The following is a 22,635-nucleotide window of genomic DNA, read 5'->3' as shown; positions in this document are numbered from 1 at the left end:
GTATCGGCTTTCGGCGGTGGGCTATGGGAAAAATGCTTGTCCGTGGTCGTTAAAAGCATTTTAACATTCTTTGCCTTGTGCCTGGTGCCTTGTCCCTAAAACACAAAACTTAAAAATAATTTTGCACGATAACTTAAGTAGGAAGACGTTATTAGTTAGTAGTATATCAGTTATTTGAAGTTATTCAAAATCAAAAGGTTACAGGCAAGTTTTGCCTCAGATATACTATTGATTTAATCTTTCCTACTGCTTATATCACGAATTAAAATTGATACAATCTTTTCTCTGATTTAGATAAATTAGGAAAGAATAGTAGCACAATAAATGTTTTCCTAGAAAAAGTACCTTATTATTGCGTCCGAAATCTATTGACTTTGAAATAAACTTTATAAAGGTGGATAAAAAAATCGCATTCTTCCCAGGGTCATTTGATCCTTTTACCAAAGGGCACGAGGATATTGTGTTGAGAGCTTTGGAGATATTTGATGAAGTAATTGTGGGGATTGGGCATAATTCAAACAAGAACCGATATTTTCCTATTGATAAAATGACCACTTGGATTGAGCAGACTTTTGTGGGTAAGCCTGTCAAAGTAGTGGCCTACAACAACCTGACCGCCACAGTGGCGCAAGAAATGAACGCTAACTTTCTGCTTAGAGGGTTACGAAATACAACTGATTTTGAATACGAAAACTCTATTTCTCAAGTAAATCGATATTTGGTAAAAGGCTTAGAGACCGTATTTTTGATTACCTCTCCGCATTTGGCTCCCATCAGCTCAACGATTATCCGAGATTTACATCGTTATGGTACCAATGTAGATGAATTTTTACCTTATAAACTAGAATAATTGTAACGCTAAATCAATCGATATTGATAATGACTCCAAGTTAGCGTTAGGTCTCAGACAATAGGCTTTGAGAGGTAATCAGTAAGCTCAAAAAATAAGGGTATTTTTTTGAAATTATAAAAAACCTTTCGCTTCAAGCCTTCAGCAAACAAATCATTCTTGCATTGATAATCAAAGTTTTCCTATAGCCGTTGCATGCAACGGCTATAACTATTTGAGAGGTAGGTGATTAGATTTTCATCATAAATTCACCTAAATTCACTTCTGTATCCAATTCCATTTTTTTACGTAATCGGTATCGCTTTAGCTCTACACTTCGATGAGTTATATTAAATAGTTGCGCAATTTCTTTACTCGATAAATTCATGCGTAAGTAGGCTGCTAATTTCAGGTCACTTGGAGTTAAATTAGGGTATTTATCAATAAGCTTCTTTAAAAACTCCTCATGGACTTTATTGAAGTTGGATTCAAATACCTGCCAATCTTGTTCAGAGGAAATATTACTGTCAATCAAGTTCATGATGAGTCGGTAGGGCTGATTGCCAATATTTTTCCCTGATTCCTTTTTTAAGTTTTCAACCTCCTGTTTTATCTCCAACAACAACTCATTCTTTTTGATTAAGGTCATGGTAGAGTTGGCTAACTCCTCCGATTTACGGATAACATCCTGTTCTAGTTGTTCATTTCTCAACCGAATGATTTCTTGTTCGTTTAATTCTGTTTGTCTTCTGATTCGTCTTTCGAGCTTTCGACGTTCTTTTAGTTGTTTGAGTCTAAATTTTCGGTCTTGATATCTATAGAATAATAAATTGATTAGGACAAATACTGCCAGATACAAGCCCTTACTCCATTTGTTCCAATACCAAGGTGGCAATATTGTTATGGTTATGGTATTTTCTGAATTATCTTGATTAGATTTTAGATGAAAAATGTAGGTGCCAGCCTGGAGATTACTAAATTCTTTCATTGAGACAAACTGATAAGGCGACCATGATTTCATGCCATTCTCTAGCCAATAGCTGTATTTTGTTTTGGGGTTTATGCTAGTTGTACTAAAAATAATATTCAAACTGTTTTGATGGTAGTTGAGGGTAATTTCTTGATTTTGAGGAGGAAAACGATAGATGTAAGCAGTGCTGTCCTCAAGTACAGAAACACTTCGGATAAATGGTTTGGCTTTTTTAGTAGTAATTATTTCATTTTCCTGATTTGGCGGAAGTATAACAAAGCCATCTTCTGTGCAAACGAGCATCTCACCTGTGTTTATTTTGACAACATTTTCGTAGATATCAACCCATCTGTTATTGGGCACAGGGATATCGATAGGTTTTTTGCCTACTTTGGCATAACTCAATGAGCCATCTTTTCGTAAAACATAAATTTCTGTTTCTGAGATGGGGAAAAGTTTGATTACTAAAGCACCAAACAACCATTTTTGGATGGTTTCATCGATTTTGAACTGTTTGTATTGCGCATCAAAGGATTTTATGCCTTCGGGAGTCGTGATGAGTACCTTGTTTTGAAAAAATCGAAGGTTTAGTAGGTTGTTTTGAAATTCGGAACCTTCAAATTTTTGACTAGAAACTATTTTTTTGAAATCATTATTCAGCTTTAGATGGGTGATACCCGTAGAGGGACCATGTACCCACAATGCGCCATTTTGATCTTCTTCTACTTGGGTAAACGAACCCGGGAATTTGTCTAAAACATGATCAAATTTCCATGAGCCATTTGTTTGTTTTTTGTAAAAACAAAGTCGAGTGTAAGTGCCTTGTACTAACCAATTAGGATTGCTTCGAAGTTTTTTGATAGTCCATCCGCCTGTTATATCCGAAACTTGTATGGCTTTGTTTTTATTAATCAAAAAAGTCCCGTTGTTATGGCCACAAAATAGCTGATTATCAATTACACTCAAATCCCAAACTTGCCCTTGGGTACGAGGAACAAGTTTGAAAGATTCGTTGGAATGGATGGGTTTACAGTACAAACCTTGATTGGTGCCCACATACAACCAACTATCAAGAGATTCTATATCGTACACCGTACCCAGATAGCCTTCTAAATCACGATAAAAGCTTAAGGTAGAACTCAGCATCAATAAATCGATACCCTTATCTAGTCCAACCCATACATTATGTGTTTTGTCTTCAAAGAGTGTCAATACTGTATTGTTCTGAAGGCCTTGTCGCTGATTGATATGCCGAAGGATATTTCCTGCTGAGTCTGTCAGAACCACCCCGTTTAACAAAGTTCCAAAGAGATATTGACCATTATGTAATCGAATAGCACGATTGAGCCGAAATTGTTGGAAAAATTCATTTGTTTTTTTGTTGAGAGGTACAACGGATTTTCCGTTGTGCACGAATAGTCCATTGTTGGTACAAACAAGTAATTGATTTTTGTCATAAGGTAAAATTACATCGATGGCTTCTTTACTTAGTTTTTCACCTTCGGGTAATAACTTAAATTCAAAATTGACTATTTCGTACAAACCCTTATTGATGATATCAACGAAGAGTCGTCCGTGAACTTCATGCGTAAAAAGTATAGTTCCCGGATTTTTAAGTTTTCGGACTTTACCATTTTGGTAGAAGTACATAAAAGCAAAAGATTGGAATAAGATACCATCTTTGTAAGGTACTATATGCCAAACTTCCTCACGAGGAAACTCTCGATCTTTGATGAGATGAGTTAGAGAATGGAACGTGAGCGTTCCTTTTTCATTGGCCTCCCAATACCCAAAACAACCCATACCTCCCGCATAGATTCTTCCAGTTCCATCTGCTGCTACCGAGCGCACAATTTGTTTGCGAGGCAACTCAAAGGTTTTCCAGTTGCTTCCATCATATTCAAGCATACCTTTCGAATTGGCAAAATACATAAAGCCCGTTAGTGGGTCTTGAGTAGCATCCCAGTTTTGATAATGAGCTCCGTATTGCTGTTTGGTAAAATTTATAATCTCTGGACTACCGATTGAATTGATAGCGTTCAGCTTCAAACCAAATACCTGAATGATATTTAGAAAGAAGAAAGTAAAAAACACAAGTAGTTTTTTCTCGTAAAATAGTTTTGTCAATCCCAAAGTCGCTCCAATCATCTTAAAATTGTGTATGACGTAGTTAAAATATGCCTAAACAATGAAAAAAAAGGGTTTTGATGTAGTAATGATGTACCCCAAAATTAGGAATAAGGTTGATTTTAAATCTACATTTGCCATGTCAAATTTAAAGTTTTTATAAAAAAAATAATAATTCTGTCAAAAAGTATTACCAATAAAACCTTAAATAAATAGTTTTTGATTTTAGAAAAATCTATCCCAAATCGACTGAAATAATGAAAAAAGCAACTTTAGCTTTGGGACTTGCACTGGGAATGATGCAGTCTGGATGGGCACAACAAAAAATAGAAACACCAGCCAAACTGGTAAAACTCAATGAGAAATATGAGTATATAGAAACTGTTCAAAAAGCCACCTTTCAGTATTTCTGGGATTTTGCGCATCCTATTTCTGGTATGGCGCCCGAGCGTACAGCTACCCCCAATATTGTAACCTCTGGGGGCACAGGTTTTGGTATTCAAAGTATCGTTGCAGCGGTTCATAGAGGTTGGATATCAAGAGCAGAAGCTGTAAAGCACCTACAAAAGATGACTAATTTTTTGGCTAAAGCTGAGAGATTTCACGGCGCATGGTCACATTGGTTGGACGGCCGAACTGGTAAGATGGTTCCTTTTGGCGAAAAAGATAACGGGGGAGATTTGGTAGAGACTGCCTATTTGGTAAATGGTCTTTTGGTAGCAAGAGAATATTTTGACGCCAATACTCCATCGGAGAAATCACTCAGAGAAACGATTACCAAATTGTGGGAAAGTGTAGAATGGGATTGGTACGCCTCCAGAGGCGATGGTCATTTATATTGGCACTGGTCTCCACAATACAATTGGGATATGAATATGCCTATCAGAGGATACAACGAATGTTTGATTACTTATGTCTTGGCCTTGGGTTCGCCAACACATGCTATCAAACCAGAAGTTTATCAAAATACTTGGAAAAAGAGTGATTTCTATGAAAATGGTAAAGACTACCTAGGCTACAAATTGAGTGTGGGATTTCCTTATGGTGGACCATTGTTTTTTGCGCATTATTCATACTTAAGCCTCGATCCACGTTTGATGCAGGATGAAAGAACTAATTACTGGCAACACAATCAAGCTCAGACACTTATCAACTATAAGCATTGTGTAAAAGAAGCTCCCAAGGAGTTTGGTTATTCTACAGATAATTGGGGTTTGACTGCGAGTGATGATTACAATTTTTATGATGCGCACTCGCCTACCAACGATAATGGCACCATTAGCCCAACGGCCGCAATTTCGTCGTTTCCCTATACACCATTCGAGTCTTATCAGGCCATGCGTTATATGTATTTGAAAAAAGGAGCAACGCTTTTTGGGAAATATGGTTTTTATGATGCCTTCAACACAACCAAAAACTGGTATTCTAATCAGTATTTGGCTATAGACCAAGGCCCAATGGTGGTTATGATTGAAAACTATCGTTCGGGATTGCTTTGGAAGTTGGGCGAAAATATCAAAGAACTCCAAATAGGTTTGAAGAAAATGGGCATTCAAAAACCTGAGTACCCTACGGGATTTTATATGTATCAACCCGACCCCGAAACGAAGGACGTCAATCTAACCAAACACCCTGATTCGGACGATTTTATTCTTGATTTTGCCGTAAAAGGACCCGAACCAGTGGAGGTATTTATTACTGACAAAAACGGTAAAAAACAAGTGCTGATTGCCTCTACCACTAGTTTGAAAGGTATGCAACAAGTACATTTTAAAGCAAAATACGGGACGTACAAGGCCACAATTTTGCAAGATAATACAGAGATTTCTTTAACAATCCACTTAAAATAAATCATCTATGATAGGAAAGATTTTTTCTGACTCTCCATCATATTTTAAATAAACGAGTGTAGGGTAAGTGTTGATAAAACTCCAAACCATTACTTAATCGTCTTTTGCCTTACCTCAATGCTTAGTGCTTACAATTCTAATTAGCAAAACGTATGAAACAAAAACCATTTACTTTTTTATCTAAAAATGGGTATGCACAACCAATTACCCAATTTTTTAGATATGCTTGCTTGGCGACGATGGTCGCGGGGCCAGTATTTTCGGAAGCGAAAGTATTGCCAAGATATGTGCAGTCAGTGGCAGATACCAAAGTGACTGGTAAAGTAACAGATGCCAAAGGTGAGCCTATTCCAGGTGTGGCAGTCCGAGTGAAAGGAACTAACAAGGGTGCTAATACCGATGTGAATGGTAACTTCTCGCTGACTGTTGCCGATAATGCTATTTTGGTGATTTCTTCGGTAGGTTACGAAACCCAAGAGATATTAGTAAACGGCAGAAGTAGTATCAACATTACCCTTCAAAATTCTTCTAAAGAGCTAGATGAGGTGGTATTTGTAGGGTATGGAACGCAGCGTAAAATGGATGTAACAGGAGCTGTTGTTTCTGTAAAAGGCGAAGAAATTGCGAAACAGGCCTCTGTAAACGCAGTAAGTTCATTGCAAGGTAAAGTAGCAGGGGTTCAAATCAATAACTCTGGCGCGCCCGGGGCTTCTCCCCAAATTCGAATTCGTGGTTTGGGTACGGTATACGGTAACCCAAATCCTTTGTATGTAGTGGATGGTGTTTGGTTTGACGATATTTCTTTCCTAAACCCTGCCGATATCGAATCGATGAACGTATTGAAAGACGCCTCTGCACAATCTATCTATGGTATTCGTGCGGCGAATGGTGTGATTTTGATTACCACTAAAAAAGGAAAAGCAGAACAAACCACGATTACTTATAATGCCTCTTATGGTGTTCAAAGGGTGAGTAATCAATTAGAAATGGCTAATGCTAATGAGTTTGCAACGATGGTAAACGAGTTGTCGATTATCAACGGTGGTAGCCAAGTACTCGACCCTTCTAAATTTAGTAAAGGTACTGACTGGTATCGTGTTGGCTTGAGAAGTGCGCCAGTAACCAATCATCAAATTTCATTGGCAGGTGGTTCTGAGAAATCTACTTACAATTTTTCATTAGGTTATTTGAATCAAGCTGGTTTGGTAGAAGGCAATAACTTTGACAGATATACCGCTCGCTTACAAAACGATTACCAATTATTCAAACACTTGAAAGTAGGTTATTCGGTAACGGGGGCTGCAAGTACCTCAAAGGATGCACCTCCTGCGATTTTTAGACAATTGTACTCAGCAGCACCCGTAGTACCAGTGTATTATGCTGACGGTACTTATGGCGACCCTAGTGATTACAATTTGGGTGATGGAGCAAATTACAATCCGCAAGCTACTTTGGATTTTTATAACCAAAAAACTACGAATTATCGCTTGACAGGTAATGTATTTGCAGATTTGAATTTTGCAAAACATTTTACATTCCATACCAGTATTGGTGGCGAATTTAGACAAACTGAAGTTCGTAACTATACCCCAGTTTTTGTGGCAACTCTAAGACAGCGCACTACCGTAAGTACGCTTAATGTAGGTAGAGCAGAAAACCGCAACTGGATTTTAGAAAATACCTTGAGTTATGATAATACCTTCAACAAAGATCATAATGTAAGAATATTGGTTGGTCAATCCGCACAAAGCTACCGTGCTTATGGAATCAACGCCTCGGCACAAAATGTACCTAATACATCTGAAGGAGATTTGTATTTGACTTTGGGCAATGTAGATGGTCGCCAAATTAGTGATTATGGCGATTTGAGTACCATTGCTTCGTATTTCGGTCGTGTAAATTATGCCTTCAAAAACCGATATATGCTCAATGCATCCCTCCGCGCGGATGGTTCTTCAAAATTTGCGGGCAATAACCGTTGGGGATATTTCCCATCTGTAGGTTTGGGTTGGGTAGTTTCTGAAGAAGATTTCATGAAAGACCAAAAAATCTTTGACAATTTGAAATTCAGAGCGAGCTGGGGTAAAGTAGGAAACGCTTCGGTTCCTGCCAACGTATCAGTATTGCGTGTAAATCAAGCAGCTAATTTAACGGCAATTTTTGGAGATCAAATCTATACAGGTGCAAGTATTAACTCGGTAGTGCCTCCAACAACATATTGGGAGAGAAGTGTAGGTACTGATATTGGTGTAGAAATGGCTTTCTTGAAAAATAAATTGACTTTCGAAGCAGATTATTACAATAGAAAAACTGAAATGGCGATTTTTGATATTCCCATTCCTTCTTCTATTGGTACAGGTTCGAGTACGATTACGGGTAACCAAGCTGATATTCAAAACAGAGGTTATGAGTTTGTGTTGAATTACAGAAATACGATTTCAAAAGACCTTTCTTTCTCAATTGGTGGTAACATTGGTATCAACGATAACAAAGTTTTGCGTGTAGTAACAGGTGCTAATCCTATCTATTCTGGTGGAGCAGCTTCCACAGGAGGAGCTTTGGCTACTCGTACCATTGAAGGGCAGCCTATTGGTCAGTTCTTTGGATATATCGTGGATGGTATTTTCCAAAATACAGCAGAAGTAGCAGCCTCAGCACAGAAGAATGCAAAGCCTGGTGATTTCAAATACCGTGATATTAGCGGTCCAGACGGCAGACCTGATGGCGTTATTTCGGACCTTGACCGCGCACCACTCGGTAATCCAAATCCTAAATTTAGCTATGGTATCAATACTAACTGGAACTACAAACAATTTGATTTGATGCTTGACTTCCAAGGTGTGGCAGGGGTAGATATCTACAATGCAAACTTGGGCTTGCGTTACGGTAACGAAAACTTTACAAAGGATTTCTATAATAATCGTTGGCATGGAGAGGGTACATCTAATACATATCCGTCTGTAAATATCGGTGGAGGAGATAACTACCGTCCAAACTCTTTCTTTGTAGAAAGTGGTGCTTACTTCCGTGTTCGTAATATTCAGTTGGGTTACTCTTTACCAAGTAATATCACAGACAAATTGCACATCAAAAAATTGCGTGTATTTGCCAATGCACAAAATGCCTTGAACTTCTTTAAATATAGAGGTTTTACGCCTGAAGTTACAGGGGCTTACAACAGCAGTGGCGCTGCTTCGAGCGGTACAAGCGCTACCATTAATGCGGGTATCGATACCAATGTGTATCCAATGTACGCTACCTACAACTTTGGTTTAAATGTTACTTTCTAATCATTCCATTTTATTTTAAAGAATTTTTAGAAACTGAAAAGAGAAAGAATTATGAAAAAATATAGCATTATTTCAACAGCCCTCAAGGTAGGGAAATATTTACCAGTTGCCTTAGTGTTGACTCTATCAAGCTGTAGTGATAGCTTTTTGGAAGTTCCGCCACAAGGTCAACAACCATCTGAACAATTCTGGAAAAATGAAGCAGATGCGACAAAGGCCGTAAATGCCATGTATGCCAACCTTCGCTCTTGGAATAACACGGCTTTTGCTCCAATTGCGGTCGAAAGTGTTCCGTCTGATGATGCCGAAAAAGGTAGTAGCCCAAGTGATGCCACCTTTTTCAACAAATTTGACACTTTTACTCATACTTCTACAGAAGGTCAAATTGCTGATTTCTGGACTGGTCAGTATCAGTCTATTAACTATGCCAATCAGGTAATTACTAATATCCCTGCCATAAGTATGGACGAAGGCTTAAAGGCTCGCTACATAGCAGAAGCTAAGTTTGTTCGTGCCTACTGCTATTTTAGATTGGTACGTGCTTTTGGGGATGTTCCTTTGCGATTATCATTGGCAACCGATGCCTCTCAATACAATTTGGCTCGTACGCCTAAGGCACAAGTTTGGGCAGCTATTGAAAAAGATTTGCAAGATGCAGCAACAGTTTTACCACAAACTTACGGCGCAGCAGATGTTGGTCGTGCTACAAAAGGTGCTGCTTTAGGATTAAATGCAAAAGTAGCTTTGTATCAGAAAAAATGGAGTGATGTCGTAAATCTTACCAAGCAGGTGATGGGTATGGGTTATGCCTTATTGCCAAATTATGATTCAGTATTTCGTATTCCTAACGAAAACTCCAAAGAATCTATCTTCGAAATCCAATGTAAGTTGATTCTGGGAAATGCCGCGGCTTCTAGTTCACAATATTCTCAAGTCCAGGGTGTGCGTGGCTCACAAGGAGGAGGATGGGGCTTCAATGTACCAACGCAAGACCTAGTAGCAGAGTTTGAAGCTGGTGACCCCCGTTTGGATGCAACGATTATTTTCCGTGGCGAAACTACACCTCAAGGCGATGCTATTCCAGCTACTGGAGATAACCCTATGTACAACCAGAAGTCGTATGTACCCTTCTCTCTGTTTGTTTCTGGTTACAACGAAGGTGCCGAGCAAAATGTAAGAGTGATGCGTTATGCTGAAGTTTTATTGATGAATGCCGAGGCCAATATGGAATTGGGTAACACCGCTGATGCTTTGGCATCCTTAGAAATGGTTCGTGCTCGTGCTCGACAAGGCAATCCAAACATCCTTCCAAGAGTAACTACGACTGACCAAGCGCAACTTCGTAAAGCAATTTACCACGAAAGACGTGTAGAAATGGCCATGGAGTTTGATCGTTTCTTTGATGTGGTTCGTCAGGGTAGAGGTGCTGAAGTTTTAGGTAAAAAAGGCTTTAAAGCGGGTATTCATGAGGTTTTTCCAATTCCTCAAAACGAAATTGACCTAAGTGCTGGCGTGCTTAAGCAAAACCCTGGATACTAGTTTTTGTCAATGTCTAACTTTAATTTGAGTTCGTAACTATGAATATTTTCAAAAATAAATCATTATTGGCTGGCTTACTTGGCTCATCTATGTTGTTGAGTTCTTGTTATGAGAAGTTTGACGCTTCTACCTACGCTCCAGCCGTTTCTATCGGAGGATATACGAGTACTACCGAAATTGCGCCAAGTAACTTGGTTGGCTATTGGTCTTTCGACAACAACTATATTGATGCTGTATCCAAAACTGCTGGCGAAGCCACGGGTACTAGCTTTGCAGGTGGCGTAAAAGGGCAAGCTTTGGTAGGAGGTATCGATAAATATGTAGTGAGTAATGTGCCTTCTGCTATCCAAAACCTTTCGAGCTTCACGGTAACCACTTGGGTAAACATGAAGAAAAATGATGCAGGTATCGTTGGTCTAGTAGATATTGCTAACTCTTCTTCCTTTTGGGGAAATCTTACAATTTTCATGGAAAATGGCGCTACAGATGCCAAAGGCTTGCTGAAAATTCATGTAAACAATGCTGGAAAAGATGCTTGGTTGGGGAACTACGACTTAAATAATCTTTGGAATACATGGGCAAATATTGCGGTTACTTACGATGAGAGTTCTTCTACTTTTAAGGTGTATTACAACGGTAATAAAATTGCCACTCAAGTAGTTGCTGGCTATGGTGGCATCAAGTTTCAAAATGCTGCTAAAATGGTGTTTGGAACGGTTCAATTCCAAACAAGTCCTAGCCTAAATGGAGGTGATAAACAATCGTGGGCTAGCTTCTTGAATGGTCAGCTCGACGAAGTACGAATCTATAACAAGGCCTTAGCCGAGAACGAGGTAAATGCCTTGGTGAAGCTAGAAGGCAGAGGAAAATAATCCTTGCAAGTGATAAGTTGGGAGTGAGGATGTTTTTTAAAAAATCATAAATCTTCATTCTCAGCTAATCACTTACATCTATCTATCCCGAATTGATTTATTTAGTTTTTATGCAGCTTCAAAATTGTATAAGCCCGAAGTAATAGGCAAAATTAGGAGAAATTTGTCTGAAATTTTAGCCTACGGCATAAAGCCTAATGCTTAGAGCCTTATGTTTCAAACGACCTATCTTCGGGTAGGTCGTTGATTTTATTTTGAGGAAAAAAGAGGTCTGGGTTGAAGTTTTACGATATGAATAGTTTTGACCAAAGATTCCATTTAGCAGATGAATTTATTCATCTTTGCATAACATCCCAATTTTATGAAAGTCTTACCTTATCAACTATTTTGTGTGTTAATTACGCTTCTTTGCGCTTGCTCCAAAAAAGCGACAGAGGACGTAAAGCCTACGCCCACACCTAGCTCGTTTAGTCTCAATACTTTAAGAGTGAATGGAGACTTCAATGGCTTTGATTATAAAGATGTTACGATAAAACCTGAAATAATCCTTACTTTCAATACAGCGCTAGATGCTAGTTCGCTAGCATCAGCGATTTTGTTAAAAAATACTGCTGGAAATTCCTTTGCTGTACAAACTTCTTTAACTCAAAATGACAGTGCGATTGTAATCAAACCCGCACTTGATTTGGATTATCTCAACAAATACACTTTATCAGTAAACAACAGACTAAAGTCGAAAGCAGGAGGCAATTTGCGTACAGAATTCACTGTAAATCTAACTACTCAATTAGATGCGAAAGACAAATTTCCAAGAATTAGCGATGAGGAGTTGCTGACCAAGGTTCAACAACAAACCTTTCGCTATTTCTGGGATTTTGGGCATCCTGTGTCGGGGCTGGCTCGCGAACGAAATACCTCTGGCGATATTGTCACCTCTGGTGGCTCGGGCTTTGGCATTATGGCAATGGTGGTAGGAATTGAACGAAAGTTTATAACACGTGACCAAGGCCTACAACGCCTCAGCACAATAGTTGATTTTTTGACTAATCAAGCTGAGAAGTTTCATGGCGCATTTCCACATTGGCTCAATGGCGCTACGGGTAAAACGGTGCCATTTAGTGCTAAAGACAATGGCGCAGATTTGGTCGAAACCTCATTTTTGATGCAAGGCTTATTGACAGCTCGACAATATTTTGATGGCAATTCGCAAGCAGAAATTACACTTCGTCAAAAAATAAATGCTCTTTGGAATGGCGTCGAATGGAATTGGTTTACTCAAAATACTTCTAATGGGCTTTATTGGCATTGGTCGCCAACTGATGCTTGGGCGATGAATATGAAAATTTCTGGATGGAATGAGGCTTTGATTACTTATGTTTTAGCGGCTTCCTCCGAAAAATATGCGATTTCCAAAGACGTATATCAAAATGGCTGGACTCGCAATGGTGCATTCAAAAATGGGAATAGCTTTTTTGGCGTTAAGCTGCCGTTGGGAATTAATATGGGTGGCCCCTTATTTTTTACCCACTACTCATTTTTAGGACTTAATCCCAAACTGTTGACCGACCAATACACCAATTATTTTGACCAGAACAAAGCACATGCGCAAATCAATTATCTCTATTGCAAAGCCAATCCTAAACAATATGCTTTCTATGGTGAAAATTGTTGGGGGCTCACGGCTAGCGATAACGAAAATGGGTATTCTGCGCATGCCCCTGATAATGATTTAGGCGTGATTTCTCCAACAGCAGCGCTATCTTCCTTTCCTTACACTCCAACAGAATCTATGCAGGCTTTGCAGTTTTTCTATTACAAATTGGGTGATAAAATTTGGAAAGAATATGGCTTTGTAGATGCTTTCAATTTGAATAAGTTTTGGTATGCTAACAGCTTTTTGGCAATCGACCAAGGTCCCATCATTGTGATGATAGAAAACCACCGTTCTGGACTGTTATGGAATTTGTTTATGTCTTGTCCAGAAGTCAAAAATGGATTAAAAAAACTTGAATTGACTAACTGAGTTTTTCAAACCGAGTTTTTCAAACCGAGTTTTTCAAACCGAACACTTCAAAAATTTTATTAAACCGCGTAATACTGCATCCGTGGCACTCTATGAGTGTTACGGATTTTTTTGTAAAAAATAAACCCTGACAGCAAAGTATCCATAAATCATTAAATTTGATGTAGAATAAATCCATTTTTATAAATAAATATGAAATCAATCCTCAAAACCCTTGTGTTGGGAAGCCTTGTTGTTGCCGCCTTCCAAGCAAAGGCTCAAAAAGCCTCTTTATTAGATTTGACCAAAAAATCAGAGAGTATTACTGGAAAAAAAAATTATCTGAATACACCTTATGTCACTGCTGGTGATCGACTTTATATGGTCGGGCATCAAAATGGGCAATTTCCTGATTTGGGTTGGCACGTCACTGGCGAAATGGGAGGAATCTGGAATCATCCAATCAAATTGATGGATGGCTTTTCTGCTAAAATACAAGCCAACGGTACTGCTCATTGCCTTGACCAAGCCACTTCTTTTGTCAATTATCCTTTTGGTAACAAGCATATTTATCAAGATATATTACCCAATCTTTCTATCCAAAGATTTCAGTTTGTTCCTGATAAAACAGAAGCGATTGTAGTAGAATATACTTTTGAAAATCAAGGCTCTAGTCCACAAACCTTTGAGTTTGAATTTACAGGTCATAGCGATTTACGTCCTGTGTGGTTAGGCGAAAGAACAAATATGATTGATGCCGAGGATAAAGCTACTTGGCAAAATAAAACTCAATCTTGGCTTATAAAAGACCAAAACAACCCTTGGTATGTGCAGTTTGGTGCAAATATTATTGCTACTTCACATCATCTAAAAGCATCAGAATGTCATTTTAAATCTCAAGGTTTAGGAACAAAAGCTAGCTTAGTTTATCGTATTGAGATTGCCCCCAAATCAAAATTTATTTTACCTATTGTCATAGCAGGTTCTTATCAGTCTGAAACTTTAGCGAATCACACTTTTACCAAAACTCAGAAAAGTGCTTCTGTTTTACTGCAACAAAAAATCAAAAGATATGAATCTATCGCCAAGCAATCTGCGCTGACGGTTCCAGATAAAAAATTAGAGCAAGCCTTTCGTTGGGTAAAATACAATACGGATTGGCTTGTGCGCGATGTCCCAGCCGTGGGACGAGGTATGTCGGCTGGTATGCCCGATTACCCTTGGTGGTTTGGTACAGATGCCGAATATACCTTGAAAGGCTTAGTGGCAACTGGAAAAAAAGATCTAGTCTACGATGCTGTAGGGGTTTTGAATAAACTTTCAGAAAAAGAAAATGGAAATGGGCGTATCGTACACGAGGTGTCTTCAAATGGAGTAGTTTTTAACCCTGGCAATGTGAATGAAACCCCTCAATTTGCCAGCATGATTTGGGAGATATATCAATGGACAGGAGATAAAGCATTTTTACAAAAGTATTATCCTGTTATCAAAAAAGGATTAGATTGGCTTCTAAAGGAAAATGACAAAGATAAAAACTTGCTTCCTGATGGTTTCGGTATGATGGAAATTCACGGACTCAATAGCGAGATGATTGACGTGGCGGTTTATACCCAAAAAGCCTTTGCAGATGCCGCAAAGATTGCAAGAATCGTAGGAGATACTGAACAAGGTTTGCAATATGAGCGCAATGCTATGCAAATAAAACATCAAATCAATACCGATTTTTGGGTGCCAGAAAGTCAGTCTTTCGCCGACTTTATCGGTACAAGAGAGCAAACGTTACACTTGATAGACGACGCAATTGTAAGAGCAGATACCCTACAAAAACCTTGGGCAGTTGCAGAGTTAAAACAATTAAAGTCTAGCGTGGAGGCTTTGCCACAAGGAACAAAAAAGGGATTTGCCTTACATCATAACTGGGTCATCAATACGCCTATGGAAATGGGGATAGCCGACCCTGAAAAAGCTAAATTGGCGTTGACTAATGCCAGAAAATATACTAATCCATTTGGTGCATTTGTAACAGGTATCGACAGAGACGAAAGCTCTAACGCTGAGGAGGCCCCTTCCACTTTTGTACGAAAATCTTTTACCTATACAGGTGCAGTGATGACCTTGCCAACGGGTGTGGTGGCTATTGGAGAGAACAATTATGGTAATCCTGATAGGGCTTTGTGGTATTTGAATAAAATGACTAAAACATTTAGTTATGTGCTTCCCGGAGCGATATATGAAGTTTCGCCAGACTATGGTATGATGTGTCAAGCTTGGAATTTGTACAGTTATGCCACCCCGATTATCAAGCAATTTTTTGGGATTCGTCCGCAAGCGGGAGAGAAGATGATTGTTGTGCAACCTCAAATGCCAACCTCATGGAACGATGCGAAATTAGAACAAGTACAGATTGGAAATAATAGTTTAACGATGGTTTACCAAAAATCAAAATCCTCTGAAAAAGTCGATTTACTACAAACACAAGCTGCTTGGAAAATAAAAGTACAATACCCCAAAGGGAAATATACCAAATGGAAAGTTAATGGGAAATCTGCAAAACCAACGACAGAAGATGGATTTGATTTTGTGTGGGTAAGGGGTTTAAAGAATATAGTGGAGGTTCGATAAACGGATTTTACAATAGAAAAGGCTATCCAATTGGATAGCCTTTTAAACATCACCTAATATATAATCAATTAAGCCAAAACCTCTGAAATGTGACAATAAGGCAGTTTCCAAGCTTCAGAAACTCCTTTGTAAACTATCTTGCCATTTACTACGTTCAAGCCTTTTTTCAATTCTTCATTTTCTTTACATGCTTTTTCCCAACCTTTGTTTGCCAACTGGATTGCGTACGGTAATGTAGCGTTTGTCAATGCTAAGGTAGATGTATATGGTACAGCTCCTGGCATATTGGCTACGCAATAGTGCACGATTTCATCAATTACAAATGTTGGATTTTCGTGTGTTGTTGGTGTACAAGTTTCGATACAACCACCTTGGTCAACTGCTACGTCGACTAGCACGGTTCCTGGCTTCATATCTTTCAACATATCACGAGTAATCAAATGTGGCGCTTTCGCTCCGGGAATCAATACAGCACCGATAATCAAATCAGCTAACTTGATTGCCTCACGTACATTGTATTCATTTGACATCACTGTGTCAACGTTGGCAGGCATTACGTCTTCCAAATAACGTAATCTTGGCAAACTAATATCCATGATTGTTACGTTTGCGCCCAAACCTGCTGCCATCTTAGCGGCTTGTGTACCCACGATACCACCACCTAAAACTAATACATTGGCAGGTTTTACACCAGCTACACCGCCCAACAAAATACCACGTCCACCCATTGGTTTCTCTAAATATTTCGCTCCTTCTTGAATCGCCATACGTCCAGCAACTTCGGACATTGGCACCAAAAGGGGTAGGCTTCTATCTGTTTTTTCTACCGTTTCGTACGCCAAACAAATTGCTTTGCGTCTGATCATGGCATGTGTTAATTCTTCAGAAGAGGCAAAGTGAAAGTAGGTAAATAATAATTGATTTTCTTTAATCAAGTCATATTCAGCCGCTATAGGTTCTTTTACTTTTACAATCATCTCTGCAATTTGATACACAGCTTCGATTGTTGGAAGTATAGTTGCACCCGCTTTTTCATAAGCTTCGTCTGTGAAGCCACTTCCTACACCAGCACTTGTTTGTATATAAACCGTATGTCCGTTTTTCTTAAATTCAGCAACACCAGCAGGGGTAAGCGCTACACGGTTTTCGTTGTTTTTGATTTCTTTAGGTACGCCGATAATCATAAGTTTTGGTTGGGGGTTAAGCCTAAGTGAGTCGGTTGCTGATTGTGTTATGTACCAGTCAATACTGGTCATTCCTCATTCGAAATTTTTTCTATCTATCCCTTGTATTCAATCTCGTTAATCCAATTCGCCACACATAAATAACAATTTTTACAACCGACTTCTTAGGGATTTGTTGTTTGTGTTGATGAAGTGTTTGACAAAATTAGTGATAACAGAAAAATATTTTATACATCATAATAAAATAAGAAATAGTTAAAATAAATTTGTTATTTCAGAGGAAAATATCCTGTTTTGGGGCTGTTTTTCTAATCTTAACTAATAAAAATTTCTTTTTTCTTATGAATTTAGACACGATTGATGTAAAAATATTGCAATTAATTCAAGAAAATGCGCAATTAACTATTAAGGAAATTGCTCGGCAGATTAATTTATCCATGACTCCCACGCACGATAGAATTAAGCGATTGGAGCAGGAAGAAATCATTGAGAAATACGTAACCATTCTCAACCGTAAGAAGTTAGGGAATCCTTTAATGGTGTATTGTAATATTACGCTCGATAAGCAACAAAAAAATCATTTTGTAGAGTTTGAAAAGGCAATTCACCAATATCCTGAAGTAATAGAATGTTGTATTGTTTCTGGAAATTATGATTATTTAATCAAGGTAATAGCAAAGGACATGGAAGCTTACAATGATTTTTACCAAAAGAAACTTTCGGCTCTTCCGAGTGTGGCGCACATTAGTAGTTCGTTTGTGATGTCTGAGGTAAAAACCACGACAGTAATTCCCTTATAAGCGGAGTTATCTGTTAGTAGCACCCTTATTCGAGTGTGGTAATCTAAAGCCAAAAGATATTTGTCAGATAAGAATGAAGAGGAAAGATATAAAAAAAATGACCCGTAAGTAGTTCGAAAACGCTTACAGGTCTATCGTTGAAGTGTAATTTGGTATGCAAACATAACACCTATATTTTACATAAGCAAATATAAGTATTTTTGCTTATTATTAAAATATTTGAAGAAACTGCTAAATGGTTTATTAAGTTTTGTAATATTAAAAAAATGCAAATTTGATTTTGTAAAAAAAGAATCAAACAGAATATAATTTTTTTCAAGAAAATTCTTTTCCATGAGTTGCCTTTATAAAAATACTTAAGGCAGGTCGAAAAAGTTTAAAAAAATGGAGGACAAACTCTGTTAGAATAGGATGTCCAAACAAAGACTGAATTTGTCGACCAGCCCAAACTCTAAATCCAAAATTATTTTTCCATGCTTTTTGGTATTGTCTTTCTACAAAAGTTCTATTGTCAAAATTTTTCAAAAGTAATTCCGATAAAATCTTTGCGCCATGAATCGCCATAGCCATGCCGTTTCCACAAAGAGGGGTGATTAATCCAGCGGTATCTCCAATCATCAGAATATGATTTTCTACTTGTGTTTTTGGCGAAAATGAAATTTCATTGATGACTTCTGGCTTCTGATATAGAAATTCGGCTTCCAAAAATATTTTCTTAAGATGAGGGTTTTTCCAGAGAATATTCCTTTCCATCTCAGATACATTCTTATATTTTCTTAAATTTTCACGAGTTGTCAAGTAACACAAACAGTATTTGTTGTCTTCAATTGCTGAGATTCCACAATAACCATTCTCAAAATTGTGCAAACTGATTAAATCTTTAGGATAATCGTAATTGATATGATACTTAATGCCGATATAGGGACTTCGACGAGTTAAATGATTTCGATTTAGTGTGACATCTATTTTTGATCTTTTCCCATAAGAGCCTATCACATATTGTGCCTGTATGGGGTCGTTGGAGTGGCTTGTTTGTATTTTAAAAAGGTTTTTCTCAAAAGTAATTTGTTCAACTTCGGTGTTGACTCTACAATCTACTCCAGAGGCTAGCGCTAATTTATAGAGTTCATTATCAAGTGTATATCGACTAATGCCAAAGCCTCCGAGGTCCAGTGGACTAGTCAAGCTACCACCAGAAGGAGAGGTGAATTGGAATTTTTGAATTTCTTGAACCCCTAGTTCGTCTAGATTTAATCCAATTTTTTTGAGATACTTTCTTGTCTCATTCGAAACATATTCACCACAAACACGATGGAAGGGATATTGCTTTTTTTCGAATAAAATTACTTGTTTCCCTTCTTTTTGTAAATGTATGGCAGCGCATAAACCTGCCAAACCTCCTCCAACTATTGCGACGGGATATATCTGAGTTTTTGACTCCATGCTAAGATTGTTCTTCCTTTTTATTATGAAACTAGTAGAAGTTCAAGAAAGTTTTTAAATAAAAAAACGGCTACGATAAACATAGCCGTCTAATCTGCGTCTTTTTTAAGAATTAGTACCCAAATACCTCTTCAAGAGTTAATTTTTTCACTTCTCCATATTTGCTAAGTTCGTCTACTTTGATTTTAGTGTCTGAACCTACAATACAATAGGTAACAGGTTTATTTGCAATGTTTGCTTCTTGGAATTTCTTCAAATCCTCCAAACCAAGCTTACCTAAAGCTTCAAATATTTTAGCTCTTTCGTCATAATTCAAGCCTTTTTCTTGAGCTGCCAAGTAGTTAAATGCAATAGCATCTTGGGTGATTCGCTCTGTTTGGTAGTTTTTCAACATACTTTCTTTGGCTGTTTCCAAGTTCTTTTCAGAAGCAGGGAAAACGTTGAAAAGCTCATTCATACTAGGGATAGCCTCATTCAATTTATCTGCTTGTGTTCCTACGTAGCCAAGTAAAAAGTATTTCTCATCTTTAGTATTTGGCGTAAAATAATAAGCGTAAGTTGAGTAAGCTAAAGCTTTTGATTCACGAATAGTCTGGAAAACGATTGACGACATACCTCCACCGAAATAATTATTAAATAACTCCACCACTGGCGTTTGAGCTGGATCAAACTTCACAGTTGGACGAATCCAATCGATTTCAGCTTGTACCATGTCAAAGTTTGTAAACAATACTTGTGTTTTTGAAGGCGTAATACGATCAAAATTAGCTACCAATGGTAAGTTTGCTTTGAATTGTGCAGGGAATTTATGCACTTTCGCAAAGTCAGTACTAAATTGCTCCAAAGATTTTGGACCATAGTAAATAACTGTATGCTTAAAGTTGAATAAATCTTTTAGGAAGTTTACCACCTCATCAACTGTCAATGCCTTCAATTCGTCATTTGTAAAGTTCAGCGCTGTACGAGGATTTTTCGCACCAAATTGTGCATACTGTGCCAAACCTTGAAGGATTGCGCCTTTGTTTGCTTTTGCGTCGTTACGTTGTTTAATCAAACGACCTTTTAGCAATTCAAACGTTGCAGGGTCTGCTTTTGCTTGAGTAATAAGTTGTTCAAAAATCGAAACGGTACGGTCGAAGTTTTCATTCAAGCCCGAGAGCGAAAGGTTGATATGGTGGTCGGTAAAGTTTGCCCCGAAGTTGCTCGCCAATTTGTAGTATTCCTTACTGATTTCCTCGGCCGACATAGTTGGCGTTCCCAAGAAGTTCAAGTATTGCAAAGCAATAGGTAATACCTTACTATTCCAGCTACCCATATCAAAACGATAGGTCAAACGGAATAAATCATTGTCTTCATTTTTTACATAAAGTACCTCTGCTGGTCCAACCTTACCTTTTTGAAGGTCTTTGTTGTAATCCAACCATTTTGGTTGAATCTCCTTCATTGGCATTCCATTAATCGATTTCAAAAACTCAGATTGTTTTTCACGGTTGGTTTCAACTTGTGTGATTTCTGGCTTGTCAACTTTGATAATGTTTTTATCTTCACCTTTACGTTTGTAAACAATTACATAACCATTTCCGCAATATTTGTTTGCAAAATCAATTACCTGTTGTTTAGTAACTTTGCTCAAGGCATCGGTCATCGCCGACGTTTCGTTCCAATCTGCGCCTTTAGAAACCACAAAGTCATTCAATAATTTATAAGCACGAGCATCATTTTTCTCCAGACCCTGAATGGCATTAAGTTTGTAGTTGGCTGCAATTGCCTTGATGATAGACTCGTCAAATTGACCTTTTTTCAATAAGTCTAGCTGACCTAACAATAAATCACGAACCTCCTCTAATGTTTGACCATTTTTCGGTGTACCGCTCAAAGTCCATACCGAATAATCTTTATTCCAGTCAGGATTTGAACCTGCTCGCAATACTTTTTGAGCTTTCGACAAGTTGATATCAATCAAACCCGCTTTTGAGTTAGACATCAATTCGTCTACAATAGTCCCAATAATATGTTCTTTCGGACTTACTGCACCTGGCCATCTCCACGCAATCGTAATATTGTCAGGCGTTGGACCAAATACTTCTTTCACAATTGGAGCAGTGATTGGAGCTTCTGGAGCAGGCTTATATTCTTGCACAGGCTTTGGTTGCATATAAGCAAAAGCCTTGTCAATTTTCTTAATCAACTCATCAGAATTGAAATCACCTACCATGATAATAGCCATGTTGTTTGGCACATAGTATTTCTTGAAATAGTTTCTGATTTCAATCAAAGACGGGTTTTTCAAGTGCTCAATTGTACCAATGGTTGTTTGTTGACCATAATTGTGAGTAGGGAACAGCGCAGCGTATTTGATTTCTTCAACCTTCCAAGGGTCGTTATCCAAGCTACGGTTTTTTTCTTCATATACTGCTTCTAATTCAGTATGGAAAATACGAAGAATTGGATTTCTGAAGCGTTCAGCTTGTAATGCCAAGAAGCGGTCAATAGCGTTTGTTGGGATATCTTCTGTATAAACCGTTTGTTCGTACGAAGTAAAGGCATTGGTACCTTGACCACCCATCGCTGCCATCATTTTATCGTACTCATTGGCAATGGCATATTTGGCAGCTTCACCAGAAGTTTTGTCAATCTCTTTGTAGATTTCCTTACGTTTGGCAGCATCTGTTGTTTTGTTGTACTGTTCGTAAAGGGCATCAATTTTGTCTAAAAGCGGTTTTTCTTTTGACCAATCCAATGAACCGTATTTGTCGGTACCCTTAAACAACATGTGCTCAAGATAATGTGCCAAACCAGTATGGTCTTTAGGGTCTGTGTTCGACCCAGCACGTGTTGGGATTAGAGCTTGAATGCGGGGTTCTTTGTGATTTTCGCTAAGGATAACGGTTAATCCATTTTTGAGCTGATAAAAACGAGCTTTCATCGGGTCATTACTTACGTATTTGTAGGTAAAACCACTTGAATTAGCCGATTTCCACTCATACTTAGTTTGGGCGATGGAACCTAAACTCGATACCACCAATGCCGAAGTGAGAAGTGCTTTAAAGAAAGTTGGCATACTGTTAAAGATGTTTTTATAATAAGATTTAGTCATTTTGATGAAC

Annotated in this window: 12 protein-coding genes; 8 read left to right on the top strand and 4 right to left on the bottom strand. The window is 38.1% G+C overall.

The features are described from left to right. Positions 1–394 precede the first annotated feature (394 nt). Complete coding sequence (coaD, locus tag ACOVQ4_RS23375; protein ID WP_421822998.1) at positions 395–850, top strand: pantetheine-phosphate adenylyltransferase; 456 nt, start codon at positions 395–397, stop codon at positions 848–850. A gap of 229 nt (positions 851–1,079) precedes the next feature. Here coaD and ACOVQ4_RS23370 read toward each other — a convergent pair whose 3' ends face one another. Further along, on the bottom strand, positions 1,080–3,947 hold the full coding sequence (locus ACOVQ4_RS23370) for a hypothetical protein (protein WP_421822997.1): 2,868 nt from the start codon (positions 3,945–3,947) through the stop codon (positions 1,080–1,082). 236 nt (positions 3,948–4,183) lie between these two features. On the opposite strand from ACOVQ4_RS23370, the gene ACOVQ4_RS23365 reads away from it, so the two are divergent. The 6 genes from ACOVQ4_RS23365 to ACOVQ4_RS23340 all read left to right on the top strand — a co-directional run bounded on the left by ACOVQ4_RS23365 (position 4,184) and on the right by ACOVQ4_RS23340 (position 16,101). Next, positions 4,184–5,776: a glucoamylase family protein gene (locus tag ACOVQ4_RS23365; protein WP_421822996.1), complete on the top strand. Its 1,593-nt coding sequence runs from the start codon at positions 4,184–4,186 to the stop codon at positions 5,774–5,776. Between the two features lie 152 nt (positions 5,777–5,928). Then, a complete protein-coding gene (locus ACOVQ4_RS23360) occupies positions 5,929–9,066 on the top strand; it encodes a SusC/RagA family TonB-linked outer membrane protein (protein ID WP_421822995.1) in 3,138 nt (1,045 codons plus the stop codon). 51 nt (positions 9,067–9,117) lie between these two features. Then, on the top strand, positions 9,118–10,605 hold the full coding sequence (locus ACOVQ4_RS23355; RefSeq protein ID WP_421822994.1) for a RagB/SusD family nutrient uptake outer membrane protein: 1,488 nt from the start codon (positions 9,118–9,120) through the stop codon (positions 10,603–10,605). Between the two features lie 38 nt (positions 10,606–10,643). Continuing rightward, a complete protein-coding gene (locus ACOVQ4_RS23350) occupies positions 10,644–11,477 on the top strand; it encodes a LamG domain-containing protein (RefSeq protein ID WP_421822993.1) in 834 nt (277 codons plus the stop codon). A gap of 361 nt (positions 11,478–11,838) precedes the next feature. After that, on the top strand, positions 11,839–13,500 hold the full coding sequence (locus tag ACOVQ4_RS23345; protein WP_421822992.1) for a glucoamylase family protein: 1,662 nt from the start codon (positions 11,839–11,841) through the stop codon (positions 13,498–13,500). Positions 13,501–13,692: 192 nt separating this feature from the next. Beyond that, positions 13,693–16,101: a glycogen debranching protein gene (locus ACOVQ4_RS23340; RefSeq protein WP_421822991.1), complete on the top strand. Its 2,409-nt coding sequence runs from the start codon at positions 13,693–13,695 to the stop codon at positions 16,099–16,101. 68 nt (positions 16,102–16,169) lie between these two features. Here ACOVQ4_RS23340 and ald read toward each other — a convergent pair whose 3' ends face one another. Continuing rightward, a complete protein-coding gene (gene ald / locus ACOVQ4_RS23335; protein WP_421822990.1) occupies positions 16,170–17,285 on the bottom strand; it encodes an alanine dehydrogenase in 1,116 nt (371 codons plus the stop codon). Positions 17,286–17,626: 341 nt separating this feature from the next. Between ald and ACOVQ4_RS23330 the strand changes: the two genes are divergently transcribed. Further along, complete coding sequence (locus ACOVQ4_RS23330; RefSeq protein ID WP_421822989.1) at positions 17,627–18,085, top strand: Lrp/AsnC family transcriptional regulator; 459 nt, start codon at positions 17,627–17,629, stop codon at positions 18,083–18,085. A gap of 315 nt (positions 18,086–18,400) precedes the next feature. Here the strand turns inward: ACOVQ4_RS23330 and ACOVQ4_RS23325 are convergent, their stop codons facing one another. Together ACOVQ4_RS23325 and ACOVQ4_RS23320 are read right to left on the bottom strand one after the other, a co-directional pair. Next, on the bottom strand, positions 18,401–19,528 hold the full coding sequence (locus ACOVQ4_RS23325) for an NAD(P)/FAD-dependent oxidoreductase (RefSeq protein WP_421822988.1): 1,128 nt from the start codon (positions 19,526–19,528) through the stop codon (positions 18,401–18,403). Positions 19,529–19,640: 112 nt separating this feature from the next. After that, positions 19,641–22,589 carry an insulinase family protein gene (locus ACOVQ4_RS23320; RefSeq protein ID WP_421822987.1) on the bottom strand — a complete coding sequence of 983 codons (2,949 nt, stop codon included), beginning with the start codon at positions 22,587–22,589 and terminating at the stop codon, positions 19,641–19,643. Positions 22,590–22,635 lie beyond the last annotated feature (46 nt).

This window comes from Flectobacillus sp., from assembly GCF_049240685.1.
Classification (GTDB): Bacteria; Bacteroidota; Bacteroidia; order Cytophagales; family Spirosomataceae; genus Flectobacillus.
The sequence above is the reverse complement of the archived record's forward strand: the minus strand, read 5'-3'. Positions and strand labels throughout refer to the sequence as shown.